Origin of the sequence: Verticiella alkaliphila (assembly GCF_018904615.1) — a bacterium.
Classification (GTDB): domain Bacteria; phylum Pseudomonadota; class Gammaproteobacteria; order Burkholderiales; family Burkholderiaceae_B; genus Verticiella; species Verticiella alkaliphila.
On the sequence record NZ_JADCNH010000007.1, the window covers coordinates 36,876 to 57,847 of the forward strand.

23 protein-coding genes are annotated in these 20,972 nt (G+C 62.2%); all 23 read left to right on the forward strand.

Going from position 1 to position 20,972, the window contains the following annotated elements; translation table 11 throughout:
* Position 1: 1 nt before the first annotated feature.
* On the forward strand, positions 2 to 667 hold the full coding sequence (locus IMZ29_RS07080; protein ID WP_256445164.1) for a lytic transglycosylase domain-containing protein: 666 nt from the start codon (positions 2 to 4) through the stop codon (positions 665 to 667).
* A 43-nt stretch (positions 668 to 710) separates the two neighbouring features.
* On the forward strand, positions 711 to 1,001 hold the full coding sequence (locus tag IMZ29_RS07085) for a hypothetical protein (protein ID WP_216182136.1): 291 nt from the start codon (positions 711 to 713) through the stop codon (positions 999 to 1,001).
* A gap of 8 nt (positions 1,002 to 1,009) precedes the next feature.
* Positions 1,010 to 1,330: a VirB3 family type IV secretion system protein gene (locus IMZ29_RS07090; RefSeq protein WP_371820150.1), complete on the forward strand. Its 321-nt coding sequence runs from the start codon at positions 1,010 to 1,012 to the stop codon at positions 1,328 to 1,330.
* The gene (locus tag IMZ29_RS07095; RefSeq protein ID WP_216182142.1) at positions 1,327 to 3,747 is read left to right on the forward strand and encodes a VirB4 family type IV secretion/conjugal transfer ATPase; all 2,421 of its coding nucleotides are present in this window, start codon (positions 1,327 to 1,329) and stop codon (positions 3,745 to 3,747) included. The genes IMZ29_RS07090 and IMZ29_RS07095 overlap by 4 nt, the downstream gene beginning before the upstream one ends.
* Entirely contained in the window at positions 3,744 to 4,421 is a 678-nt protein-coding gene (virB5, locus tag IMZ29_RS07100; protein ID WP_216182145.1) for a P-type DNA transfer protein VirB5, read from the forward strand. Before IMZ29_RS07095 ends, virB5 begins: the two co-directional genes overlap by 4 nt.
* A gap of 11 nt (positions 4,422 to 4,432) precedes the next feature.
* Positions 4,433 to 5,395, forward strand: a complete 963-nt coding sequence (locus IMZ29_RS07105; RefSeq protein WP_216182148.1) for a TrbL/VirB6 family protein — start codon at positions 4,433 to 4,435, stop codon at positions 5,393 to 5,395.
* 211 nt (positions 5,396 to 5,606) lie between these two features.
* Complete coding sequence (locus IMZ29_RS07110) at positions 5,607 to 6,311, forward strand: VirB8 family type IV secretion system protein (RefSeq protein ID WP_216182151.1); 705 nt, start codon at positions 5,607 to 5,609, stop codon at positions 6,309 to 6,311.
* A 10-nt stretch (positions 6,312 to 6,321) separates the two neighbouring features.
* Positions 6,322 to 6,879, forward strand: coding sequence for a hypothetical protein (locus IMZ29_RS07115; protein ID WP_216182154.1), 558 nt, complete (start codon positions 6,322 to 6,324; stop codon positions 6,877 to 6,879).
* Complete coding sequence (gene virB9 / locus IMZ29_RS07120) at positions 6,876 to 7,679, forward strand: P-type conjugative transfer protein VirB9 (protein WP_216182157.1); 804 nt, start codon at positions 6,876 to 6,878, stop codon at positions 7,677 to 7,679. The genes IMZ29_RS07115 and virB9 overlap by 4 nt, the downstream gene beginning before the upstream one ends.
* Entirely contained in the window at positions 7,676 to 8,851 is a 1,176-nt protein-coding gene (virB10, locus tag IMZ29_RS07125; protein ID WP_216182160.1) for a type IV secretion system protein VirB10, read from the forward strand. The genes virB9 and virB10 overlap by 4 nt, the downstream gene beginning before the upstream one ends.
* A 274-nt stretch (positions 8,852 to 9,125) precedes the next feature.
* Entirely contained in the window at positions 9,126 to 9,305 is a 180-nt protein-coding gene (locus IMZ29_RS07130; protein WP_216182162.1) for a hypothetical protein, read from the forward strand.
* Positions 9,306 to 9,433: 128 nt separating this feature from the next.
* Positions 9,434 to 10,486 (forward strand): P-type DNA transfer ATPase VirB11, encoded by a 1,053-nt coding sequence (gene virB11 / locus IMZ29_RS07135; protein ID WP_216182164.1) that lies wholly within the window; start codon positions 9,434 to 9,436, stop codon positions 10,484 to 10,486.
* 2 nt (positions 10,487 to 10,488) lie between these two features.
* On the forward strand, positions 10,489 to 10,737 hold the full coding sequence (locus IMZ29_RS07140) for a hypothetical protein (protein WP_216182166.1): 249 nt from the start codon (positions 10,489 to 10,491) through the stop codon (positions 10,735 to 10,737).
* A gap of 42 nt (positions 10,738 to 10,779) precedes the next feature.
* Positions 10,780 to 11,706 carry a helix-turn-helix domain-containing protein gene (locus IMZ29_RS23230; RefSeq protein ID WP_371820151.1) on the forward strand — a complete coding sequence of 309 codons (927 nt, stop codon included), beginning with the start codon at positions 10,780 to 10,782 and terminating at the stop codon, positions 11,704 to 11,706.
* Between the two features lie 562 nt (positions 11,707 to 12,268).
* A complete protein-coding gene (locus tag IMZ29_RS07145) occupies positions 12,269 to 12,646 on the forward strand; it encodes a hypothetical protein (protein WP_216182168.1) in 378 nt (125 codons plus the stop codon).
* A 4-nt stretch (positions 12,647 to 12,650) separates the two neighbouring features.
* Positions 12,651 to 13,358 (forward strand): StbB family protein, encoded by a 708-nt coding sequence (stbB, locus tag IMZ29_RS07150; RefSeq protein ID WP_216182171.1) that lies wholly within the window; start codon positions 12,651 to 12,653, stop codon positions 13,356 to 13,358.
* Between the two features lie 2 nt (positions 13,359 to 13,360).
* Positions 13,361 to 13,735 carry a hypothetical protein gene (locus tag IMZ29_RS07155; RefSeq protein ID WP_216182174.1) on the forward strand — a complete coding sequence of 125 codons (375 nt, stop codon included), beginning with the start codon at positions 13,361 to 13,363 and terminating at the stop codon, positions 13,733 to 13,735.
* Positions 13,736 to 13,752: 17 nt separating this feature from the next.
* On the forward strand, positions 13,753 to 15,306 hold the full coding sequence (locus tag IMZ29_RS07160; protein WP_216182177.1) for a type IV secretion system DNA-binding domain-containing protein: 1,554 nt from the start codon (positions 13,753 to 13,755) through the stop codon (positions 15,304 to 15,306).
* A 17-nt stretch (positions 15,307 to 15,323) separates the two neighbouring features.
* Entirely contained in the window at positions 15,324 to 16,625 is a 1,302-nt protein-coding gene (mobF, locus tag IMZ29_RS07165; RefSeq protein WP_216182180.1) for a MobF family relaxase, read from the forward strand.
* Positions 16,607 to 18,340, forward strand: a complete 1,734-nt coding sequence (locus IMZ29_RS07170; RefSeq protein ID WP_216182183.1) for an ATP-dependent DNA helicase — start codon at positions 16,607 to 16,609, stop codon at positions 18,338 to 18,340. Before mobF ends, IMZ29_RS07170 begins: the two co-directional genes overlap by 19 nt.
* 186 nt (positions 18,341 to 18,526) lie before the next feature.
* On the forward strand, positions 18,527 to 19,033 hold the full coding sequence (locus tag IMZ29_RS07175) for a Panacea domain-containing protein (protein WP_216182186.1): 507 nt from the start codon (positions 18,527 to 18,529) through the stop codon (positions 19,031 to 19,033).
* The gene (locus tag IMZ29_RS07180) at positions 19,030 to 19,392 is read left to right on the forward strand and encodes a hypothetical protein (RefSeq protein ID WP_216182188.1); all 363 of its coding nucleotides are present in this window, start codon (positions 19,030 to 19,032) and stop codon (positions 19,390 to 19,392) included. Before IMZ29_RS07175 ends, IMZ29_RS07180 begins: the two co-directional genes overlap by 4 nt.
* Before the next feature lie 1,293 nt (positions 19,393 to 20,685).
* Positions 20,686 to 20,958, forward strand: a complete 273-nt coding sequence (locus tag IMZ29_RS07185) for a DUF4148 domain-containing protein (RefSeq protein ID WP_216182192.1) — start codon at positions 20,686 to 20,688, stop codon at positions 20,956 to 20,958.
* Positions 20,959 to 20,972: the final 14 nt, after the last annotated feature.

Here is a 20,972-nt window from a genome sequence, read left to right on the forward strand (position 1 = left end):
CATGGCCCTAGCAGTCGCCTGCGCACCCGCGGTTCACCCAACAACCATGGCCGCCATTGTGCGCCAGGAGTCCGCCGGCAATCCCTACGCGATCGGCGTGAATCGCGGTTTCGCCCCTCTGGCTCGGCAACCTCGGGAACGCGAGCACGCGGTACGGGAGGCTCGAAGGCTCATCGCCGCTGGCGCCAACATCGACGCCGGCCTTGCCCAGATCAACGTGGCGAACTGGAACTGGCTCGGCCTCACCGCCGAATCGGTATTCGATCCCTGCACGAACCTGGCCGCGGCTCAACGCGTCCTCGTTGCGTGCTACGAACGTGCGAGCAGCCGAGCAGGCTCCTCTCAGCAGGCGCTGTATGCGACGCTGTCCTGCTACAACACGGGCTCGCTCGAGCGGGGATTCCGGAACGGCTACGTGCACAAGGTGGCCCGGCACGCTGGTGTGAAGGTGCCCGCTTTGGCCACCGGCAACGAAGCGCCCGAAAGACCAACCAGCACGGGCCCGCCTGCAGGGCCCACCTCGCCCGCCCGAGCGCCCACGGATGCTTTCCGGACCCACGGCCAAGACGCCTTCGACCGCGCCACTTCCGGCCGCGCGCCCGCGACCAAGCCAATCACGCCGGCCGAAACGCCGGACGCTTTCTCCTCTCCAGCTGCGGCCTTTTAGCGGCTAAAAGTCGCGCCTCCCGCGCACCGACCTTCCCAAACTCATGAAAACACTCGCTCGTTTCAAACGCGCGCTGACCGCGCTCGTCCTCAGCATTGTCTATCACCCTGTGTTCGCTCAAGCTGCGGGCGGGCTGGCGGCCGTACAAGAGAAAGCCACGAACTTTCGCGACGGCCTGATTCCCATCGTCGGAGTTTCTTGCGCCGTCGCGTTCATCATTCTCGGTGCTCTGTACAGCAAAAGCTTGATCAACAAGAGCTCCCTCTGGGTTGGGGTCGTTGGCACGATCATCGCGGGCACCGGCGTTCCAATCGCGGCATTCTTCTTCGGATGATTCTTGCCGTGGACCAATCTTCCATACCGTCCGTTCCGCTGTATCGCGGTGCGACCAGAGTGCCGACATTCGCGGGTGTACCTGCAGTGCCATTGGCCACCGCATTCATCATTCTCGCGGCCTTCGCAACTTCGCTTTCGCCCTGGTTCTGGCTCGCGGTCCCACCCACCTGGATAACGATGGCGGCGATCACTCGCACGGACGACCGAGCCTTCCGCATCCTCGGTCTCTGGATCGACACAAAGATGCGGAATCAGAACAAGGCGTTCTGGCGCGCATCGAGCTACTCGCCGCTGGACTACCCCAAGACTCGGAAGCTGACGCCATGATTCGACAACGTCCCCCCTCCCGCGAAATCACTGTTGCCAACTTCCTGCCCTACGGCTACCACGTCAGCCCGTCCGTGATCTCGCTCGAAGGCATGCAGTACATGTCGGTGTGGCGCCTAGGCGGGCGCAGCCCCGAGAGCGGCTCTCCGCAGCAGCGGATGAACTGGACCGAGGAGATCAACAATCTGCTGCGCACGCTCGGAGACGCCAATGTCGGCATCTGGGTGCACACCATCCGGCGCCGCGTTCAAGAGTACAGAGAAGGCGAGTTCGACCAAGCGTTTTGCCAACGCCTGGACCGCGCTTACGCAGAACGCTTCCGAGGCCAGAACCTGTACGTCAACGACTTGTACCTGAGCATTCTTATCCGCCCGTCGGTGGACCCCGCGCTGGCCGTGTTCTCGAAACTTGAGAAGCGCACAGCCGCTGAGGCACGGCGCTGGCAGTCCCAGGCTCTGCGGCAGATGAAGGATTTGCAGCGAGCGATCAGCAACACGCTCCGTCGCTACAGCCCAGAACTGCTCACCATGTACGAAGCCCGCGAAAATGTTTATTCGCAACCCGGAGAGTTCTTGGCGAGGCTAGCCAATGCGTCGCATCAGATCCTACCGATCGCTCGCAGCCGGATGGCAGACGCCATCTGCTCCACCCGTCCGCTGTTCTCGCGCTGGGGCGAGGTGGTGGAGCTGCGCTCGGCAGCGCGCTCCAACTACGCCGCCATGCTGGAGCTTCGGGACTACCCGGCCCGTACGATAGCTGGGCAACTGGACGACCTGCTATCCGCTTCATTTGAGTGCGTCCTAACGCAATCCTTCGGCATGCTCTCGAAACACGCTGGCCGACAGTATCTCAGCAACCAAGCGAGGTTGATGACGGATGCGGGGGATGCCTCCGAAACCCAAATCGAGGAGCTGTCACAGGCGCTCGATGAGTTGGAGTCCGGCAACATAGTTATGGGAGAGCACCACGCGACGCTGGCGGTGTTCGCCGAGAGCCCAGAGCAGGCGCGCGATAACCTCTCGCGTGCCGCCAGCCTGATGCTGTCCGCGGGCATCATCGCCAAGCCGGTGGACCTGGCGCTGGAAGCAGCCTGGTGGGCACAGTTCCCCGGCAACTGGAGGTGGCGGCCGCGACCGGCGGCCATCACGTCCCGAAACTTCGCGTGCTTCGCATCGATGCACAACCAATTGAGCGGGAAAGCCACGGGCAACCCATGGGGTCCGGCCATCACCAAGCTGAAGACCAAGAGCGGCGGCCCGTTCTTCTTCAACTTCCACGCGACGTTGCCCGAAACCGACGACACCGGTCGACGGGTTGCGGGCAACACGATGGTGATCGGTAAGACGGGCACGGGCAAAACCGTGCTGCTGGGATTGCTCCTGGCCCAGATGCAGCGCGTGCGCCCTCGCGTGGTCGCCTTCGACAAGGATCGAGGCATGCAGCCTCTCATCCAGGCGATGGGGGGCCGTTACTTCGTGATCGAGGAAGGCCGGCCGACCGGCTTCAACCCATTCCAACTGGAGCCGACGAAGAGGAATCTCGCGTTCTTGAAGCGTCTCGTTCCGCTGGCCATCAGCCAGGATGGACAGCCTGTGACGCACGCGGATCAGGCGACCATCGACACTGCCGTGGACACTGTGATGCTGCACATGCCACAGGCAATGCGGCGGCCGTCGGTGCTGCTGCAGAGCCTGCCTCTGCCGCCTGCCAAGCCTGAGCATCCCTCCGTCCACACGCGCTGGCAACGTTGGTGCGCTGGCCATGAGCACGGTTGGCTTCTCGACAGCGCCGAGGACGGCCTGGATCTGACCACGCACGACCTCTACGCATTCGATCTGACCGATGTCGTCGACAACGTAGCGGTGCGCGAGGTCTTCAACATGTACGCGATGCACCGGACCGCTGAAATGCCCGACGGGCGGCCCTTCGCCTATGTGTTCGACGAGTTCCAGCACAGCCTCCGGGACGTCGGCTTTCAGCATATGGCGCAGAACGAGAATCGCGTCATCCGCAAGAAGAACGGCATCTTCGTGTACGCCACGCAGGAGCCGGGCGCGATTCTGGATAGCGTCATTGCCAAGACCCTGGTGCAGCAAGCGGCCACGAAGATTTTCCTGCCCAACCCGGATGGCCGCCGCGACGAGTACGTCGATGGTTTCGGACTAACCGATGCCGAGTTCGATCTGCTGATGGGACTGGGCGAGTTCAGCCGCCGGGCCCTCATCAAGCAGGCGTCGTCCGTGGCCGTCGTCGAGATCGACCTCACCGGCATGGAAGATCTGCTGCTCGTGCTCTCTGGAACTCCCGACCGTGCTGCCATGCTGGAGGAGCTCATGAGTGAGACTGGCGACGCACCGGAGCTCTGGCTGGACGAGTACATCAACCGCGCCAAGCTGGCGCAAGGAGTGACGGCATGACGACCGTTGGAATGATCCGCGTCGCCAGGTTGATCGTGGCCACCGCGCTCAGCTGGGGCGTGCCGCTCGCGCACGCGCAGATTCCGGTCACCGACCTCGGCAGTATTGCGCAGGCTGTGCTGCAGCTCGAGCAGCTACGCCATCAGCTGGAGACGGCTCGCAAAGCCTACGATGCCATCACGGGAAACCGGGGCTTCGGCACGATCCTGCACGATCCAGATCTGCGTGCCTCATTACCGCCCGAATGGCGCAGCGTCTACGACGATGCTGGATCCTACGGGCACGGGATCTCCGGGTCTGTCAGGGAAATCCTTGCGTCGATCAACAACACCGACAAGACAGTCGAGGAAGCTGCTCAGGATCTACAGGAGGACCGAGCACACCAAGCGGCAACGCAGAAGGCGATTGCCATGCGAGCGTACAGCGCAGCCGAGTCTCGTATCGATCAGATCGAAGGGCTGATACGCGCAAGCGGCGCAACCCAAGATACGCAAGCGATCGCCGAGCTCAACGCGCGCATTGGCGCGGAGCAAGCGCTGATCCAAACCGATCTGACCAAGCTGGAGATGATCTCCATGCTGCAACGCGCGGAGGAGAAGCTTCTCAGGGAGAAGACAAACGAACACTTTCGGAGGATTACGAGCTCCGCGAATCGGGGTATGCCGGTTTTCTAATAGGCCCAGTAATGAGCACAATCAACGAAGACCTCGAAGGGTTCCGGTTCGTGTCGAGCATGTTCCGCCGAATCGACGCGATGCTCTTGAATTACGTCGGCGAAGCTGTCTCCTCAACAATCGCCGCTGTCACGCCGATATTCTCGGTGCTGCTAGCGATCTGGTTCCTTTTCTATGGAGTCTTGATCATCCGAGGGGCCATCAGGGAGCCACTGATGGATTTTGCTTGGCGTTCCCTGCGAATCGCCTTGATAACAGGGATCGCCCTCAGTGCCGGGCTTTACCAGAGCGACTGGGCGACCCCGTTAGTGAAGCTTCCAACCGCCATGACTGAAGCTTTCATACCCACATCCCATAGACAGGACACGCACAATCCAGAACTCGCGGGGAACGTGGTTGACCTCGCTGTGAAGAAGGGCATGGACGCGGCGAAGAAGCTTCTGGACCAAACCAGTATCTGGGACTTGAACCAAAGTGCCGGCTACGTTCTGATGGCTATCGGCGTTCTGGCCGGAACAGTCCTTCTCGCTGGCGTGGGCCTGGCGGTGCTCCTGTCATGCCAGGTAGCTGTAGCCCTGCTCGCTGGGCTAGGGCCTCTTTTCATCCTGGCGCTTCTCTTCGAATCCACCAAAGGATTCTTCGACCGGTGGGTAGCCCAGATCCTGAGCTACAGCTTCACGGCAGTTCTGTTCATCACGGTCTTTGGCTTCTTCGCAAGCCTTTACGCGGAGTTCGCAGGGGCCATCAAGGTCGACGGAGAAATGAACATTGTCTACGCCTTCACTGGCCTGCTGCTCCTGTCCGCGTCGTCCCTTGTCTTGCTCCTCAGGATCCCTGCCATCGCCAGCGGAATTAGCGGTGGTACGTCGGTCATAGGCTCCGGTTTTGGCGGCGTTGCCACAGCTGCACGCCTCGCGATGCCTCACGGTATCGGAGCCGCAGCAGGGTTAGCTAAGCGACTCATGCGGCCGTAACGTCTTAGGGGCATCACAAGCCCATCTTTCCTATCGAGGCCGCCGTTTCACGGCCTTGGAGATCTCCCATGCAACGAATCTTGTTGCTGCTCCTGTTGAGCAGCCTGACGGCGTGCGCGTTCGCGCCGCCATCTCCCATCGACCCTTTCCACAGTGACGCACAGCCGCAGCCGGTCAACGTCGTCCCACCTCCTATTCTGGAGGGTACGGCATGACGACCGGCAACACTTCGCCAACGGTCAAAGTCTCCGGCATCCGCCAGTATCTGCGCGAGACCCAGGGGCTGGAGCGGGACGTGATCTACGAAGTCGCTAGATCGCGTCGTACTGCTTGGATCCTTGCTACAGCTGCGCTGCTCATGGCAGCCATGGCTATCGCCGCGCTCCTGGCTCTCACCCCGCTCAAGACCGTAGCTCCTCCCATCGTTCTGCGCGTGGACAGCACCACGGGCACTGTTGCCGAAATGACGACGCTCGGTGACGTCCAGCTGACGCCATCCGAAGCCGAAGACCAAGCCAACATCTATCGCTACGTCCTGGCTTGCGAGTCCTACAACTGGTACTCGCTCGCGAGCGACTACGAGACCTGCGGCGCTCTCTCTAGTGCCGAGGTGCAGCGTCAATACGTGGCGCAGTACCAGGGCAAAGATGCGTTGCACAACCAGCTCGGCAGCCGGGTCCTCATCCGCGTGAGGGTTGGTTCGATCACGCCGGCCCCTCATGGTGCAGCAGTGATCCGCTTCACGGTCCAACGCCAGCATGACGACGGAATCCGTGAACCCGCCCAGCACAAGATCGCCACGCTCACCTACAGCTACGACGACGCGGCACAGCGCCGAGATGACCGGTGGCTCAATCCGCGCGGCTTCTTGGTCACGAGCTATAGGTCTGACAACGACCTGGTTGCACAACACTGACGAGGCACTCATGAGCATCGAAAACGACTCCAGCAAGCTGATCGAGTCGATCAAGCGGGTTCGCGACATCCGCGACCTCTACGTAGCGTCTGCCTCGGATCTATCGCTTCAGAGCCGCATGGAGGCCCACGCGAAGGTTGATCTCCAAGAGGTTGCGACGCTCTGGAAGGCCTACGCTCCAGCGCACGTGCAAGCTCAGCCGGCCGGCACGCCGGAGGTCGTACGGCTGGCCAATGTCGTGGCCAAGCACTTTACGGTTGACACGGGCTACGCCGAGGTCAATCTGGTCTCTGAGCGCGACATGATGGTCCGCTCACCCGTTGCGGGCCAATCGTACAAAGGTCCAATCCTGGGCGTCAGCGAGGCCAACGTGCTTCAGCGCGACATGGCGTCCGGAGACGTCATCGTGCATGTTCGCCAGAAGCTGATTGGTGACCTCAGCCGGCTTGCCCACGAGCCCAGTGCTCACATCCGTTATCCACACGGCGCCATCGGATTGGCGAGCTCCGGAAGGGAAGCCGCCCTGGAAACGCCCTCCTATCAGATCTCCCGAGGCATTGAACGATGAAGCGAGTCGCTGCCATCCTCATACTGTCTGCTGCAGCGCCGGCCATTGCGCTGGATCTACCCACGCACAGCCCCTATGACCACCGCGTGCGCAACGTTGTCTACAACCCCGATGATGTTGTCCAGATCGACGCCGTGGTGGGCACCGCCACGCATGTGATCCTTGAACCGGGTGAGGAGCTCATGACGCACGCCTTCGGCGACTCCCAGGCCTATCAGTTCGCCACGCATCAGAACCATCTGTTCCTGAAGCCGGCCGCTGATGATGCCAACACGAACCTGGCGGTGGTGACCAACCGGCGCACCTATGCGTTCCGCCTTTCGTTCACGGCCGATCGGCGCGCGCAGGCCCTCTACACCCTGCGCTTCTCTTATCCGGACAACGACCGCGCGCGCGCCGCAGAGGCGCAGACCCGGGCACAAGTCGCCGCTGATCTGCAGACCACGTCGTCCCCGGTGAGCTGGGAGGGTTATCAATTCTTCGGCAATGCGACCTTGGTACCGCGACACGCCTGGAATGACGGGCACACCACGTGGTTCCAGTTCGGTCCTGGCCGCGAGCTGCCGGCGATCTACGCGATGGATGCCTCGGGGCAGGAGCGGCTCGTAAACCAGCACGTCGAAAGCTCGGCCGACGGCCGTGTGGTGCTGCACACGACATCCGCGCGTTGGGTACTGCGCTTGGGCGAGAGCGCCGCGGGCGTCGAGGACACTCAGCACGGCGTCATTGCGGCGCGGCCGACGCTGACGCGCACGGTATCGGACCAAGTGCGTCGCGTCGTAAAGGATGAGTTTCAATGAGCCGCATCAAGACAGTCGACGCCGGCGCAGAAATGGGATCCCTTGATGAAGGAGTCGCCGCCCGTGGACCGGCCAAGTTAGATGACGAAGCGCGCGGCGCGCCACGTGGCGCACGCGCAGCATTTGCCATCGGCGCTGCAATCGTCGTGGCAGCAGCCATAGCGTTCTCCTGGAAGGCGATTCAGGTGAGCGAGGAGACGACGTCCGCCAATGGCAGTTCTGCGCCCAGTCGCAGCCGTGTTCCGCCGTTGGCGCTGGGCACCCCATCTTCTGCGCCGGCAGTGCCGGCGGCGGCATCGGCTCACGTCCCTGATCCGGGCCTCGTGGTGCCGCCGCTGTCGTCCCGCCCGAATGAGATTCCCTACTCGGCCCCAGCTGCAACGGCTCAGCCTTGGGTCCCTAGCGCTCGGACAGCACCGGTCGACACCGTCAAAGCCCGCCGTCTCGGATCGCCACTGGCAGCATCAGTGTCCCCATCGGGAACACCTGGTGCCAGCAACCAGAGCTTACCGCCGGAAGCAGCCTCGGGCGATCTCGCCGATCGCCTGCAGCCCTTCCGGCTACGAGCTGCGGCTGCGGGATTGATCGGGAATCGGAACCTGTTGCTCACACAAGGCGCAACCATCAGTTGCGTGCTCACGACCCGCATCGTTTCCGCGCAGCCAGGCTTGGTCACCTGCACATTGACCGAGGATGTTCGATCGGCCTCCGGCGCGGTGATCTTGCTGGACGCCGGTTCGCGCGTCGTAGGCCGGTACGAAGGCGGCCTGGCCCAGGGGCAAGCCCGAATCTTCGTGACTTGGTCGCGTGTGGAGACGCCAGACGGCGTGGTCATCTCGCTGGACTCACCGGGCGCCGGCCCGCTTGGCGAAGCCGGCCTTGGCGGCGAAGTGGACAGCCACTTCTGGCAACGCTTCGGCGGTGCACTGCTCATCAGCATCATCGGTGACATCGGCGAAGCCGCGACCAACCGCAGCAACAGCGGCACTGAGAGGGTGCAGTTCACGGGCACATCCCGAGGCGCCCAGGACGCCGTTACCGAGGTGCTGCGCAACTCGATCAACATTCCCCCCACTCTCTACAAACACCAGGGCGAGCGCGTGACCATTGTCGTCGCACGTGACCTGGACTTCGGAGCTGTCTATGACCTCAAGTCCGCTGCCGACCGCTGAGCCGATGGCCTCAGCGGCCCTCGATCAGCTTCACGCCAAACTCTACCGAGCATTTCGCGCAGGATTCTGCAGCGCTGACGAGGCGATTGACGCTCGCTTCGAGGATGCGTTGATGCTCCTGCCCGATCCCGTCAGACCCACACCGGCGGAGTTCGATGCACTCATCGCTGAGGTGTTCGACGTAGAGAAAGCGTCGCCGTAGGGCCGTCCTTCCTGACTCTTGCAGTCCATTTAACGTCAAGCGTGGCCTACACAGCCACGCGGAGCTCTATCAATGCTACGCAAGAAAATCGAGATTGTTATCCAGCGAGCGGCAGGTAACGCGCAGCTAGCTGCGGTCGAGGTATGCGCTCTTTTGGAGGAGGAGGTCGGCTTGTCCGGAAACGGATGGTTCGAGGGCGATGATGTGATGACCGCGCGCCTGAGTGTCGAAAGGCAGGAAGACGACCAATAGCTCCCGGACAGACCGAGGGCGACGGCAGGACTGGCAGGTCGCTCTCACTGTAATTGAACTTGCACGGGCGAAGAGACCTCCGCGGCATCGCCATTGCGCCGGCGTCGCCCCTGAATCAGACCAACCCGATGACACCTACATCCCGAGACGGCACGTTGCTGCATTTGATGCAGCCGTTGCAGCAGCAACTCGAGCGCCACGACGTGACCGAGCTGACCATCAACCAACCTGGAGAGTATTGGACGCGGGAGAACGGTGGCTGGCGTCATCACGCGGCGCCCGAGCTCACCGCTGGCATGCTCAATGCCTTGAGCAACGCCATGATCGTCTACAACGGATTGGCGCCCGCGCCGGTGTCATCTGTCGTGCTGCCGCAGGGCTGGCGCGGCCAGATCGTGCTGCCGCCGGCCGTGATCGACGGCTCTGTATCCCTCTCCATTCGCAAGCACAACGGCACCTCGCGGCAGCTGGTCGAACTCGCTGACGCCGGCGCCTTTGATAGTTGGAAAGACACCAGCTACCACAACCCGACCGCTGAAGAGATCGAGATCTTGAAGCGCGTGCACGGCGTTCACCGTCTCGACGAGACCGACGCGCAACTGCTGCAGCTCAAGCGCCGCGGTGACATGCCAGCGTTTCTCGGCGCCTGCGTCGCACACCATCGCAACATCGTCATCGCCGGCAAGACCGGTTCCGGCAAGACCACGTTCGCGCGCGCGCTCATCCAGGCTGTCCCGCCCGAGGAGCGTCTGGTCACCATCGAGGACGTCCATGAGCTGCATCTGCCCGGTCATCCGAACCGCGTGCACATGCTCTACGGCGATGGCGCCGGCCGCATCTCCGCGGATGCTTGTCTGGCCTCCTGCATGCGCCAATCGCCGGACAGGATTTTCCTGGCCGAACTACGTGGCAACGAAGCATGGGAGTACCTCATGGCTCTAAATACCGGGCACCCGGGCTCCGTCACGACGACCCACGCCAACAGCGCGGCCGCTGCCTTCGAGCGCATCGCGCTACTTGTGAAGAAGTCACCCGCCGGGCGCGATATCGACATCGACGTCATCCGCCAAGTGCTCTTCAGCACCATCGATGTCGTCCTGTACTTCGCCAACTGGAAGCTGGCCGAAGTGTTCTACGACCCCATCTACGCTCGTGAGCGCATCACGGGTTCGCGAGGATAGCCATGTCCGACCTCTCGCGCGTCAAGCTGGCCTATCAGCTGATGCAGACCGTTTACCAGGAGGCCGTCGCTGACGGCGACAACGAGAAGGCGATCGCTCGCCGCATCGATCGCTCGTACCCTTGGGGTCCTCGAGCTCACTGGCCGTACAAGGCCTGGCTGGCGGCACGCCGCGAGTTCTTTGAGGCACATGGCCTGCCGTTGCGCATGCGTCGCTCCATCAAGGAGTCGCTGAGCGTCACTTCGCCATGAAGCCACAGCTTTACCCGGTAAATCAACATACAAGGTCAGGCAATGAGTATTGATGCCTCCCGATGGGCTCGGCTCGCCGATGTTCAGAAGTCCTCCAACAAAGCCGTGCTGCTGGAACTCGCTCACCTGGTGCGCTATGGCGCCACCGCCTGGACGGCATTCGCATCCATTGAGTACCTCGCGCGAATCACGCACCTGAACCGCAAAACCGTCATCGACTCGCTGGCCAGGCTGCGCGAACTGGGTGTCATCCAGGACACGGGCCGCAAGGCAGGCGCGAATAGAAGCTGCCCGGTGTACAGCCTCTGCCCGTCCGCTGTACCACTGGTCTGCGAGCCCGACGCCGCCGGCGCAGGGACGCTAGACATTCCGACTGATGAAGACGGAAACGGAGATGATCAACACCAGCCCCCCGTGCCTCCGGGAGAGGGTGCCGGCCAAGCTCAAGACCCGCACGCGCCGGCCGCGCCTCCGAAGACAACATCGGCGGACGCCTCTGCGTCGGGATCGGCTACAGCGGCACCTGGACGACGTCAGAAGGCCCCGACAACGAACCCGCCTGTCGTTGCCGGTGCGGGAGGGAGTTGCCTAGCGCCTGGATGGACGCTGCCAGAGACATGGCGGGCGTGGACGGCGCAGGTACGGCCACGCTGGACAGCGCAACAGACCGATGCATTGGCTGCGACCTTCGGGGCCTACTGGCGATCCAAAGGGGACGCGGGCCTTTCAGCAGACTGGTTTGAGACCTGGCGCGGATGGGTCTTCAGACAACGCGACAAGCAGACCTCTATGAGTGGCCGCGCCTGGGACAGTTCGTGGTCTGGCATCGTGGCCAAGGGCGAAGAGCTACGTCTATTCCAGGGCCCTTCGGAGAGCTGCCCGGCGTTCCGACAACGTGTTCACGATGCGGTGCACCGGGCCGCTTCATCCCCAGCACTTGCCCACAACCTGGCCCAATTTCGGGCCTAGCGAGTTGTCCACAACCCAGCCCGATTTCGGATTTCACTTATCCCGATTTCGGATGCCGCCTCTCCCGAAAACGGTACCGACGCCTGTCCCGAAAACGGGCCTCAATAGGTTATAGGTTTAAAAGATTTGAAAGGGTTCGCGCGCGAGGGCACCGAACCACCACGGCCCAAAACCCGCCTACCCTCCGGTCGCTGCGCTCCCTACGCCCCGCCGCCTACGGCGTCGGCCTGAACCCCATGATCAAGTCCCCCACCCTTCGGGCGGGGGGAGACTTGGCCCCCCAGCGGTCGGGATGCCCCTCCGACCGTGGGCTTCGCCCCCCGGCGCTACGCCGCCGGCTCCCCCCTCGCGCCACTGACCGCCCGCCACCGCAGCGCGTAGCACCAAGGCGCGGGGGAGTGCCTCCCCCCTGGCCCGGCCTTCGGGCCGCGCCGTCCGAGCCCCCCTGGGGGCCGTACCAGCCCCCCGACCGCCTTGCGCAGCCGGCCTCCCCCCGGAATCAGGGCATGCCCCGGACCCCGTTCAGGCAGCCGGTACGTGCTCACCACCACCTGGAGTTCACATGCCACAGCCCGAGACCGTGCTGGCAGCTATCGAGGCCATGCCGATCGGCGACACATCGCGACAGTTGCGCGGTCTGCTGCCGGCGATCGACCGACGCATCGCAGACGGCGTCTCGCACCAGGAGATCGTCGCGTTGCTGGCCAACCACGGCCTGAACATCTCCGTGCCCACGCTGCGCAAGCGGCTGTATCGCTGGCGCAAGGCGAATCAGCCCAGCGCCTCAAGCGCAGCACCGGCCACTCCTCGTCTTGATCCTGCGCCTGTCCATGGGCTGCAGCCCCCTGGCCGCATCCGCAACCGGGCCGACCTGGCCAACCTTCGCACCACCGAAATCGATCTCGACACCCTCGCCCAACTGGGCAAATCCAAGGAGTAACTCCATGAAAGTTGCAGTCCTGAACTACAGCGGTTCCGTTGGCAAGACCACCATCGCCTCGCACCTGCTGTCCCCCCGCATGGCCGACGCGCCGATCTTTGCCGTCGAGAGCACCAACGAAACCGCGGCCGACCTCGGCCTGGACATCGAACAGCTCCGTGGCGGACAGTTCGGATCCTTGTACAAGCGGCTGCTGAGTCTCGACAACGCCATCGTGGATGTAGGTGCGTCCAACATCGAGGACTTCCTCGACCGGGTGGCCAAGTATGAGGACTCGCACGACGAGCTGGATGCCTACATCGTGCCTGTCGTCAGCACTGGCAAAGCACAGCGCGAGTCCATCAAGACGATCCAGGCCTTGGCGGGTGTAGGTGTGCCCTCTGACCGCATCCACGTCGTATTCAACCGGGTAGAGGTTGACGTTCGCGATGAGTTCGCGGCGATCTTCGGCTATGCGAAGGCCTCCAAGGCGTTCACGCTGACGCCAGACGCAGTCGTCTGGGAGAACGAGGTGTTCGAAGCGCTGGCCGCCAAGCGACTGACGATCGCGAACCTGCTTGCCGACGACACGGACTACCGCGCGCTGCTGCGTGGGAACCCTGACGCCGACGTCAAGCAGCGCAACCAGTGGACGGACATGCTCGCCGCGCGCGCGCTGGCAAAACCCGTGAGTCGCAACCTCGACGCCGTCTTCGATGCGCTCATGAGCTGACCATGGCCGATCCACGCACCAAGCTTGACTTCTTGTACCAGGAGGCGCTGGGCGACATCGGCGCGCTGACAACGCGCTTGGAGATCGCCGCCAAAGATCTGCAGGCCGCACAGCAGGCATTGGCGGATCTTCCCGGCAAGGTCGCCGCGGCCGTTGAGCGGGAAGGTCCGCGGCTGGCAGACGACCTTCGCAAAGCCTCCGTCGACGCAGAGCGTTCCCTGGTTAGCGTCACCCGCGAACTGGGCACCAACGCGGCCAGCATCCACGCCGCCACACGCAGAAACACACACATTGCCCTGGCAGTCGGCATGGCCGCCGGCGCCCTCGCCGGCGCCGCGGCCGGCTACCTGGCAGCGGCACTGGCGTTTTCCGCCTGATCCCTTCTGGAGCTCACATGGCACCCGACACACGGCGCTTCATCCTGTGGAGCGCGTTTCTCTTTCTGCCCATCAGCGGGTGGGCGGTTGGCGCTCATCACCTCGGCCTGTTCCACGCCCCTGGCTCTCTCATCCGGAACGCCATTGCCCTAGTGCCGGCGACCTGGTCGTACGATCCGTTGGTGTACGGCCTGGTCGGTGGGGCCGTCGCAGCGTCACTGGTATTTCTGCTCGTGCTGTTGCCTGAAAGAAAGACCGACGGCTTCGCTGGCGCGAAGTACCGAAAGTTCGTTCGTGGGACTCGCGTCGCAACGGCCGATAAGCTGCGCAGTCTGACCCAGCAGGAGGCGCCGCAGATCGACGTCGCCGGCATTCCGATGCCTACCGACGCTGAAACTCTACATCTGCTGATCAACGGTGCCACCGGCTCCGGCAAGTCAGTGATGTTGCGTCGGCTGACGTACACCGCTCGCCGGCGCGGGGACCGCATGTTCGTGGTGGATCCCAACGGAGATCTGCTATCGAGATTCGCGCGGCCGGGCGACGTCATTCTCAATCCCTATGACGCCCGCACACAGGGCTGGTCGTTCTTCAACGAAATCCGGGCCGACTATGACTGGCACCGCTTTGCCTTCTCGCTGGTGCCGCTGGGCAAGGACGCCAACGCTGAAGAGTGGAACACGTACGGCAGATTGCTGCTGCGAGAAGCCGCCAAGAAGCTGCACATGATGGGCCAGCCCTCGATCCACGAGCTTTTCCGGTGGTGCACGATCGCCCCACCTGATGAACTAAAGCTTTTCCTCGAGGGCACCCTGGCCGAATCGCTGTTCGCGGGCTCGTCCGAAGCCAGCCGCGCCCTTTCCAGCGCCCGCTTCGTGCTCTCCAGCAAGCTTGCCGAGCACACGTCGATGCCAGCGGGGGACTTCTCGATCCGGGATTGGCTGGCGGATCCCGATGCAGGCTCGCTCTTCGTGACCTGGCGCGAGGACATGGCGAAGGCGATGAAGCCGCTTGTGTCGGCCTGGACCGACGTGTTCTGCACCTCGATCCTTTCGTTGCCAGAGAGCCGCTCAAGGCGCTGGTGGCTGAACATTGACGAGCTGGCCAGCCTGGAGAAACTGGCCAGTCTGCAGGACGCGCTGACCAAGGGCCGCAAGCACGGATTGCGCGTGTGCGCCTGCCTGCAGGCTACCTCCCAACTGAACGACATCTATGGCGGTGACCAAGCCCAGACTCTGCGCGCCTCCTTCCGCTCGTTGGTGGTCCTGGGTGGCGCAAAGACCGACCCCCAGACTGCCGAGGATATGAGCAAGGCGCTGGGGGAGCACGAAGTCGAGCGCATCGACTACAGCCAGACTCGCGCCGTGCGCAGCGAGTCGACAGGGGAACGTATCGTCCGCACACGCGAGCGTGTGGTCATGCCGGCAGAAGTGGCTGCGCTTCCGCATCTCACTGGCTACGTCGCGTTCGCCGGCGAACTGCCAATCGCGCGGGTCGTGCTCACGCCCACTGACTTTCGTCAGCACACGGCCCCGTTCGTCGAATCCACCGCGTTCCGAACAAATCCTTAGCTTAATCACGCGCCAAGATGCTCAAGATCAAGACCCTGCACCGCGCCGCTGCCGGCGACGCGAAGCGTTACTACGTCGACCAGAAGGACGACTACTACTCTAAGGAAGGGGCGTCCCAGTGGCATGGCAAGGGCGCCGCGGCGCTGGGCCTGCAGGGAGAAGTCACTCCAGAAGACTTCGTCGGTGCCCTGCGTGGCGAATTGGCAGGCAAGCTCAGCATGCCAGCGACGACACGCAAGGACTCAAAAGCGCGTGCTGGCATGGACCTTACCTTCAGCGCGCCCAAGAGCGTCACGCTCCAGGCTCTCCTCGGCGGCGACGGTCGGGTCATCGCAGCGCACGACCGAGCCGTGGCAAGCGCGCTGACTGAAGCCGAGTCATATGCGGCCACGCGTAGCAAGACATCCGGCAAGGTCCACCGAGAACGCACTACAAACCTCGTGGCCGCGACTTTCCGCCATGAGACTGCACGGCCAACCGCCAACGACTTGCCCGACCCGCAGTTGCACACGCATGCGATCGTCATGAACATGACCCAGCGATCGGACGGGTCATGGAGAGCGTTGGACAACAGCGCGATTTTTGACATGAAGCGCTACATCGACGCCGTGTATGTCTCTGAGCTGGCGAAGGAGCTGCGGCAGTTGGGCTACGACGTGCGCTTCAACAAGGACGGATCCTTCGACCTTGCCCATATCTCCAGGGATCAGATCGAAGCATTCAGCAAGCGTAGCGCTGACCTTGAAGCCACGCTGCGCGCCGAAGGGCTGACGAGAGCCACAGCCTCGAGCAACAAGAAGCAAACGATCATCCTGAAGTCGCGCCTAGGGAAGGATCTAGAGCTCAGTCGTGACGAACTGCGCAAGGAGTGGATGCAACAGGCGCAGGCAATCGGGCTTCAGTTCGACCCTGAACTCAACGCAACCGAACGGATGGACGCTCACGCAGAGGTGCGGCTAGAAGGCCCGATCCCTGGCATGCCCGGCCCATCTGAGTCTCCTATAGATGCCGGCCTTCAATCCGATGCGCTCCACGAGCGGGAGACGCTTCTACAGCGAGTCATGCGAGCATTCGGTTTCGCGAGCGAAATCCATTCGCCGCAAACGCAGACTGTGCCGGCGAGCACAGTACCACCAACGTCGCGTTCCTCTGCACCCCCTGGCAACAGGGGAGTGACGGAACCAGCCGACTCCGGTGCCCAGCGCACAGAGGTGGAGCCGGGCGATGTCGCAGCTGAGGCCGCAGTCCGCTGGGCCCTGCGCCACCTGACAGAGCGAGAAAGCATCGTCGACATGAGCAGTTGCGCATCAAAGCACTGACGCATGCCGCGGGCAAAGCCTCTCCAGGGCAGATCGGATCATCAATCAGCAGCCTGATCAATCGTGGGATGATAGTAGTACGCACCGCGACGTACCGACCCGCCGCGAACGCCCGCGATGGCGCTGCCCTAACGGCAGAAGGCTGGATGGAGCAGATCAGAAGGCAGGGAAGATCGGCCCAGGCGGCTGAAGCGCTGGTGACGAACGCCGTGGCAGAAGGCAGGCTCATCCCTGACGCTCCGAGCTACACCACACCTCAAGCTCGCCGACGCGAGCTTTCGGTACTTCGAGTCGAGCAAGACGGCAGAGAGTCGATCAAGCCCGTCCTCTCGATGTCCGACGCGCAGACCGTGCTGAACGACGCGAAGCTGTCGCCTGGTCAGCGCCAGGCCGCCGAGCTCATGCTCACCACCTCGAATCGCGTAGTCGGCGTACAAGGCCTCGCCGGAACGGGCAAGTCGCATATGCTCAAGCCGACGCTCAAGGCCATCGAGGCTGCAGGCTACAAAGTCCAGACTGTGGCGTCCTACGGCGCCCAAGTCCGTGCGCTGCGAGACCTCGGTGTCGAATCGGCCACGATCGCCTCAATGCTCGGCGCCACAACGGCTGGCCGCTTCGTCATGGATAGCAAGACCGTTCTCGTCGTCGACGAAGCGGGAGTAGTACCCGCACGTCTCATGGACAAGCTGCTCGTGCAAGCCGAGCGCGCGAATGCGCGTGTCGTGCTCATCGGCGACACAGGCCAGACCAAAGCCATTGAGGCTGGAAAGCCTTTCGATCAGCTGCAGGCAGCGGGCATGACCACGGCTCTGATGGGCGAGATCAAACGCCAGTTGGACCCAGTGCTGCGCGAGGCAGTGGTGCTGGCGTCTCAAGGCAAAGCTCATGACTCCTTGGAGAAAATCACGAACGTCCAGCAGTTCAAGGACAAAGCCGATCGTTGGGAGGCTCTGGCAGCCGCCTTCGCTGAACGTGACGCCGCGACGCGAGACAACACGCTGATTGTCACTGGAACAAACGAGTCGCGGCGCGCGATCAACGACTTGGTACGCACCAAGCTCGGCCTTGACGGCACGGGTCGAGACTACACACTTCTGCGTCGTCGTGACACCACACAAGCGGAACGCCGGCATTCAAAGTACTTCGTCCGCGGGGACATCATCCAGCCAGAGCGGAATTACGCGTCAGGCCTCAAGCGCGGGACGATGTACACGATCCTCGGGTCGGGAGAGGGAAACATGCTCAAGGTAGTGGCTGACGACGGCAGCCAGGTCGAGTTCGACCCGCGCCGTACCCTGAAGCTATCGGTCTACGAGCCGGAAAGCGCAGAACTAGCAGTGGGCGACTGGATCAGAATCACACGTAACGACGCTGCCCGCGACCTCGCAACGGGCAACCGCTTCCAGGTCTCGGCCATGGACGACACCAACATCACGTTGACCGCACCGGACCGAGAGGTCAAGCTGCCCGCGACCGAGAGATTGCACGTGGATCTGGCCTACGCCACGACAGTACACGGCAGCCAGGGGCTCACCTCTGACCACGTCCTTTTTCATGCAGACAGCAAGAGCAGGACGACTTCCAAGGAGGTCTACTACGTCGCGGTCTCGCGGGCGCGGCATACGGCGGAGATTTTCACGGACGACGCATCAAGGCTGCCAGCCTCTGTTATGCGAGCAGCCGAGAAAGGGACCGCGCTTGAACTAGCTTCCTAGCTAGGCGGTCGTTTCTGCTACTCAGGGTGCTGTTGGCTCTCAAGCTAGTGGCTGGGCCTCAGCGAGATATCTGCATCTGGCCGCTGGCTCTGAGCGAATGCGTTCGCCTCACAACATTTTTGAGGAAAGTTGCGTTAACATTATGTGCTAAACACTGTATTTTTATACAGCCTTACCGGAGGCCTTATGTACAGCGCCAAGGCTGTTGCAAACTACTTTATCGAGCGGGCGAAGCAGACCAAGTCTTCGCTTGATCCGATGAAGTTGCAGAAGCTCGTCTACTACGCAAACGGGTGGTACTTGGGTACCACCGGCACCCCCCTGATCAACGAACCGATCGAGGCGTGGCCCTACGGACCCGTGATTCCTTCCATCTATCATGAGTTCAAACAGTACGGCCGACAGCCCATCAAAGCTCTCGCTACCGAACTTACTGAGGACTTCGATTTCGCTCCGATAGATCCACCACAGGACGAGAAAGTGCAGCGGTTTCTTCGAAAGGTCTGGGACACTTACTCCAAGTATTCCGGCATTCAATTATCGGAGATGACTCACGCCCCAGGCGGGCCATGGGACCGTGCACGATCGCTGTCGAGCGGAGGTCGGGGAACTGACATACCGCCTGAGTTCATCAAGAAGCACTTCGAAGACGCATTGGCTCGAATCCGTGCGCGAGCAGCGGCGAAGAAATGACGCCACCGGATATCGACGAGATCGAAGGGCTGGAGCTGGACGGTGCAGAACCTAAGAGTGCTGACCCTCCTCGGGTGAGCGGCTCGGACGAAGCCAAGTTCTTTGAGCAGTATCGATACAAGTACTTGCTTGCTAAGCAGCGACAAGGGCTTGGGTTCGTCGGTAAGTTTCTCGGGTCAGATGGCGCAGCGGGTACGAACATCGCAGGGCTGGTGATCGCATTCTGTCTGATCACATATGCGGTTACGCTGTTCGTCGACGGCGACCATCTTGCGGTCGCACGGGCCGGCTTGTTAGGGCTGGCTGGGAGCGCTCTCGGCTATGTTTTCGGTGTTTCGGCTCGACGTGAGCCTGATTGATCCTGCCGTGCGCTGTCAACGGGAATTGCCGCGGCGGTGCACGGCCGCAGGATACAAAAGGTTGGCCAGACCAACAATCTTCAGCTATGTTCGAAGAGTATCAGCCTATGCACCAGGCTGCTGAACATCCAGCTAACAACGGTTGGTAGCACCGCTACTCTCTGCAGTCGCGCGGACGGGAATGACCTGTATGGACGTCTAGCCCCAGCCGCCGCATCTCGGCATGCACAGCCCGGAGCCTGTCGCCTCCAGCAAGGCTGCGCAGCAGGTATAGAGATTCAATGCCAAGCGCGCTATTGTCAGCCGACTCGCTCTCGTGCACGCGGCCCGTCGCTGACGCCTGGTGCGCTATTAGCTGCCTCAACTGTGCAAGCTCTCGCGAGAGTTCTTGGGATCGCTCCAGCTCTCGCCGGATCCATGTCGACTGGTCGAGCCCGGCAGCTGCGGCAGCTGAAAGGTATCGCTTCTTCGCCGCCACGGGCAGGCGAAACTTCATTTCTGCGTCGAGATTCACAACCTAACACCCTGTGGCCCAGAATGAGCCACAAAAAGAACATTAGAGATCAACAGTTTGTCTGCACATTGTACCCCACAGCGTGCTACAAACGGAAGTCAGCCATCTGCGATAGCCTTTAATTTTCAATGGGTTATGAGCACCTGGAAGGTGCGTTAGGTGTGGGGGGCTTTTTGAACCAGACCCTGCTCCCCTTTAAGGACTAGAAAACACCGCTTTAAGGGCCCTGCCCGGCCGCCGAAGGCGGCCCCCACCCACGGAGGGCCCCATCGGCGAGGCCGATGGGATGCTTTATCGCACGATGGAGACGCTCAAGCTACCTAAGAGCTACTCCAGATGGACACGCATAGGACACGCATGGGACACGCCGTGAACAGGACTCGGCCGAGAGCATGACGCATTCGGGACATCATTGGGACAAGCAGACAGCAACGACGCTCGGCACGGCGGCTGATCACGCTCAAAGTGGAATCAGCGATTATGCGCCTCTGTGAAACGCACTCAGGACTCCGGACTGGCAAGTGCGTACACGAAATCCGCGGTGTGAACGACGGATCAAGAGCCAAGCGCTGAGCTGGTAGCGTCGACTGGAATGAACAACGGCCTCGTAACACGTAGCATGTATAAGCTGGCGCAGGCGATATTTCTTTCAGAAACGTAATCTGCATGTTCGCGATCTGCCGCAGTCCGCTCCTTAGACTGTCGTCACGGTCAACGACTGCCAGCAAATAGCGAATCGTTGACACGGCATGACCCTAGTCAACTCATGGAGTACGAACATGCATCGCACCAAGAAGATTGTCCTCGCCTTCCTACTCTCGGCCACTGCCATCGGCGCCAACGCGCAGACTGCAGGCGCTTATCAAGAACGCGGCCTGTCGCGCGCTGAAGTGGTTGCAGACCTGCAGCGCTGGAAGGAGGCCGGGCTCGACAAGTTCTGGCGCGGCGAGAACACGCCCGATATGCATTCTGCAGAGTACCGTGCCGCCTATGCGCGCTATCTCGAACTGAGCCGTCATGCTGCAGGCACGACCGCGGCACCGACTCGCTGAACCTCCAGTCGATC

Excerpts from the sequence above, each read along its gene's own strand:
- IMZ29_RS07080 (WP_256445164.1), top strand. The coding sequence starts at position 2 with ATGGCCCTAGCAGTCGCCTGCGCACCCGCGGTTCACCCAACAACCATG.
- IMZ29_RS07085 (WP_216182136.1), top strand. The coding sequence starts at position 711 with ATGAAAACACTCGCTCGTTTCAAACGCGCGCTGACCGCGCTCGTCCTC.
- IMZ29_RS07095 (WP_216182142.1), top strand. The coding sequence starts at position 1,327 with ATGATTCGACAACGTCCCCCCTCCCGCGAAATCACTGTTGCCAACTTC.
- virB5 (WP_216182145.1), top strand. The coding sequence starts at position 3,744 with ATGACGACCGTTGGAATGATCCGCGTCGCCAGGTTGATCGTGGCCACC.
- IMZ29_RS07105 (WP_216182148.1), top strand. The coding sequence starts at position 4,433 with ATGAGCACAATCAACGAAGACCTCGAAGGGTTCCGGTTCGTGTCGAGC.
- IMZ29_RS07110 (WP_216182151.1), top strand. The coding sequence starts at position 5,607 with ATGACGACCGGCAACACTTCGCCAACGGTCAAAGTCTCCGGCATCCGC.
- IMZ29_RS07115 (WP_216182154.1), top strand. The coding sequence starts at position 6,322 with ATGAGCATCGAAAACGACTCCAGCAAGCTGATCGAGTCGATCAAGCGG.
- virB9 (WP_216182157.1), top strand. The coding sequence starts at position 6,876 with ATGAAGCGAGTCGCTGCCATCCTCATACTGTCTGCTGCAGCGCCGGCC.
- virB10 (WP_216182160.1), top strand. The coding sequence starts at position 7,676 with ATGAGCCGCATCAAGACAGTCGACGCCGGCGCAGAAATGGGATCCCTT.
- IMZ29_RS07130 (WP_216182162.1), top strand. The coding sequence starts at position 9,126 with ATGCTACGCAAGAAAATCGAGATTGTTATCCAGCGAGCGGCAGGTAAC.
- virB11 (WP_216182164.1), top strand. The coding sequence starts at position 9,434 with ATGACACCTACATCCCGAGACGGCACGTTGCTGCATTTGATGCAGCCG.
- IMZ29_RS07140 (WP_216182166.1), top strand. The coding sequence starts at position 10,489 with ATGTCCGACCTCTCGCGCGTCAAGCTGGCCTATCAGCTGATGCAGACC.
- IMZ29_RS23230 (WP_371820151.1), top strand. The coding sequence starts at position 10,780 with ATGAGTATTGATGCCTCCCGATGGGCTCGGCTCGCCGATGTTCAGAAG.
- IMZ29_RS07145 (WP_216182168.1), top strand. The coding sequence starts at position 12,269 with ATGCCACAGCCCGAGACCGTGCTGGCAGCTATCGAGGCCATGCCGATC.
- stbB (WP_216182171.1), top strand. The coding sequence starts at position 12,651 with ATGAAAGTTGCAGTCCTGAACTACAGCGGTTCCGTTGGCAAGACCACC.
- IMZ29_RS07155 (WP_216182174.1), top strand. The coding sequence starts at position 13,361 with ATGGCCGATCCACGCACCAAGCTTGACTTCTTGTACCAGGAGGCGCTG.
- IMZ29_RS07160 (WP_216182177.1), top strand. The coding sequence starts at position 13,753 with ATGGCACCCGACACACGGCGCTTCATCCTGTGGAGCGCGTTTCTCTTT.
- mobF (WP_216182180.1), top strand. The coding sequence starts at position 15,324 with ATGCTCAAGATCAAGACCCTGCACCGCGCCGCTGCCGGCGACGCGAAG.
- IMZ29_RS07175 (WP_216182186.1), top strand. The coding sequence starts at position 18,527 with ATGTACAGCGCCAAGGCTGTTGCAAACTACTTTATCGAGCGGGCGAAG.
- IMZ29_RS07180 (WP_216182188.1), top strand. The coding sequence starts at position 19,030 with ATGACGCCACCGGATATCGACGAGATCGAAGGGCTGGAGCTGGACGGT.
- IMZ29_RS07185 (WP_216182192.1), top strand. The coding sequence starts at position 20,686 with ATGCATCGCACCAAGAAGATTGTCCTCGCCTTCCTACTCTCGGCCACT.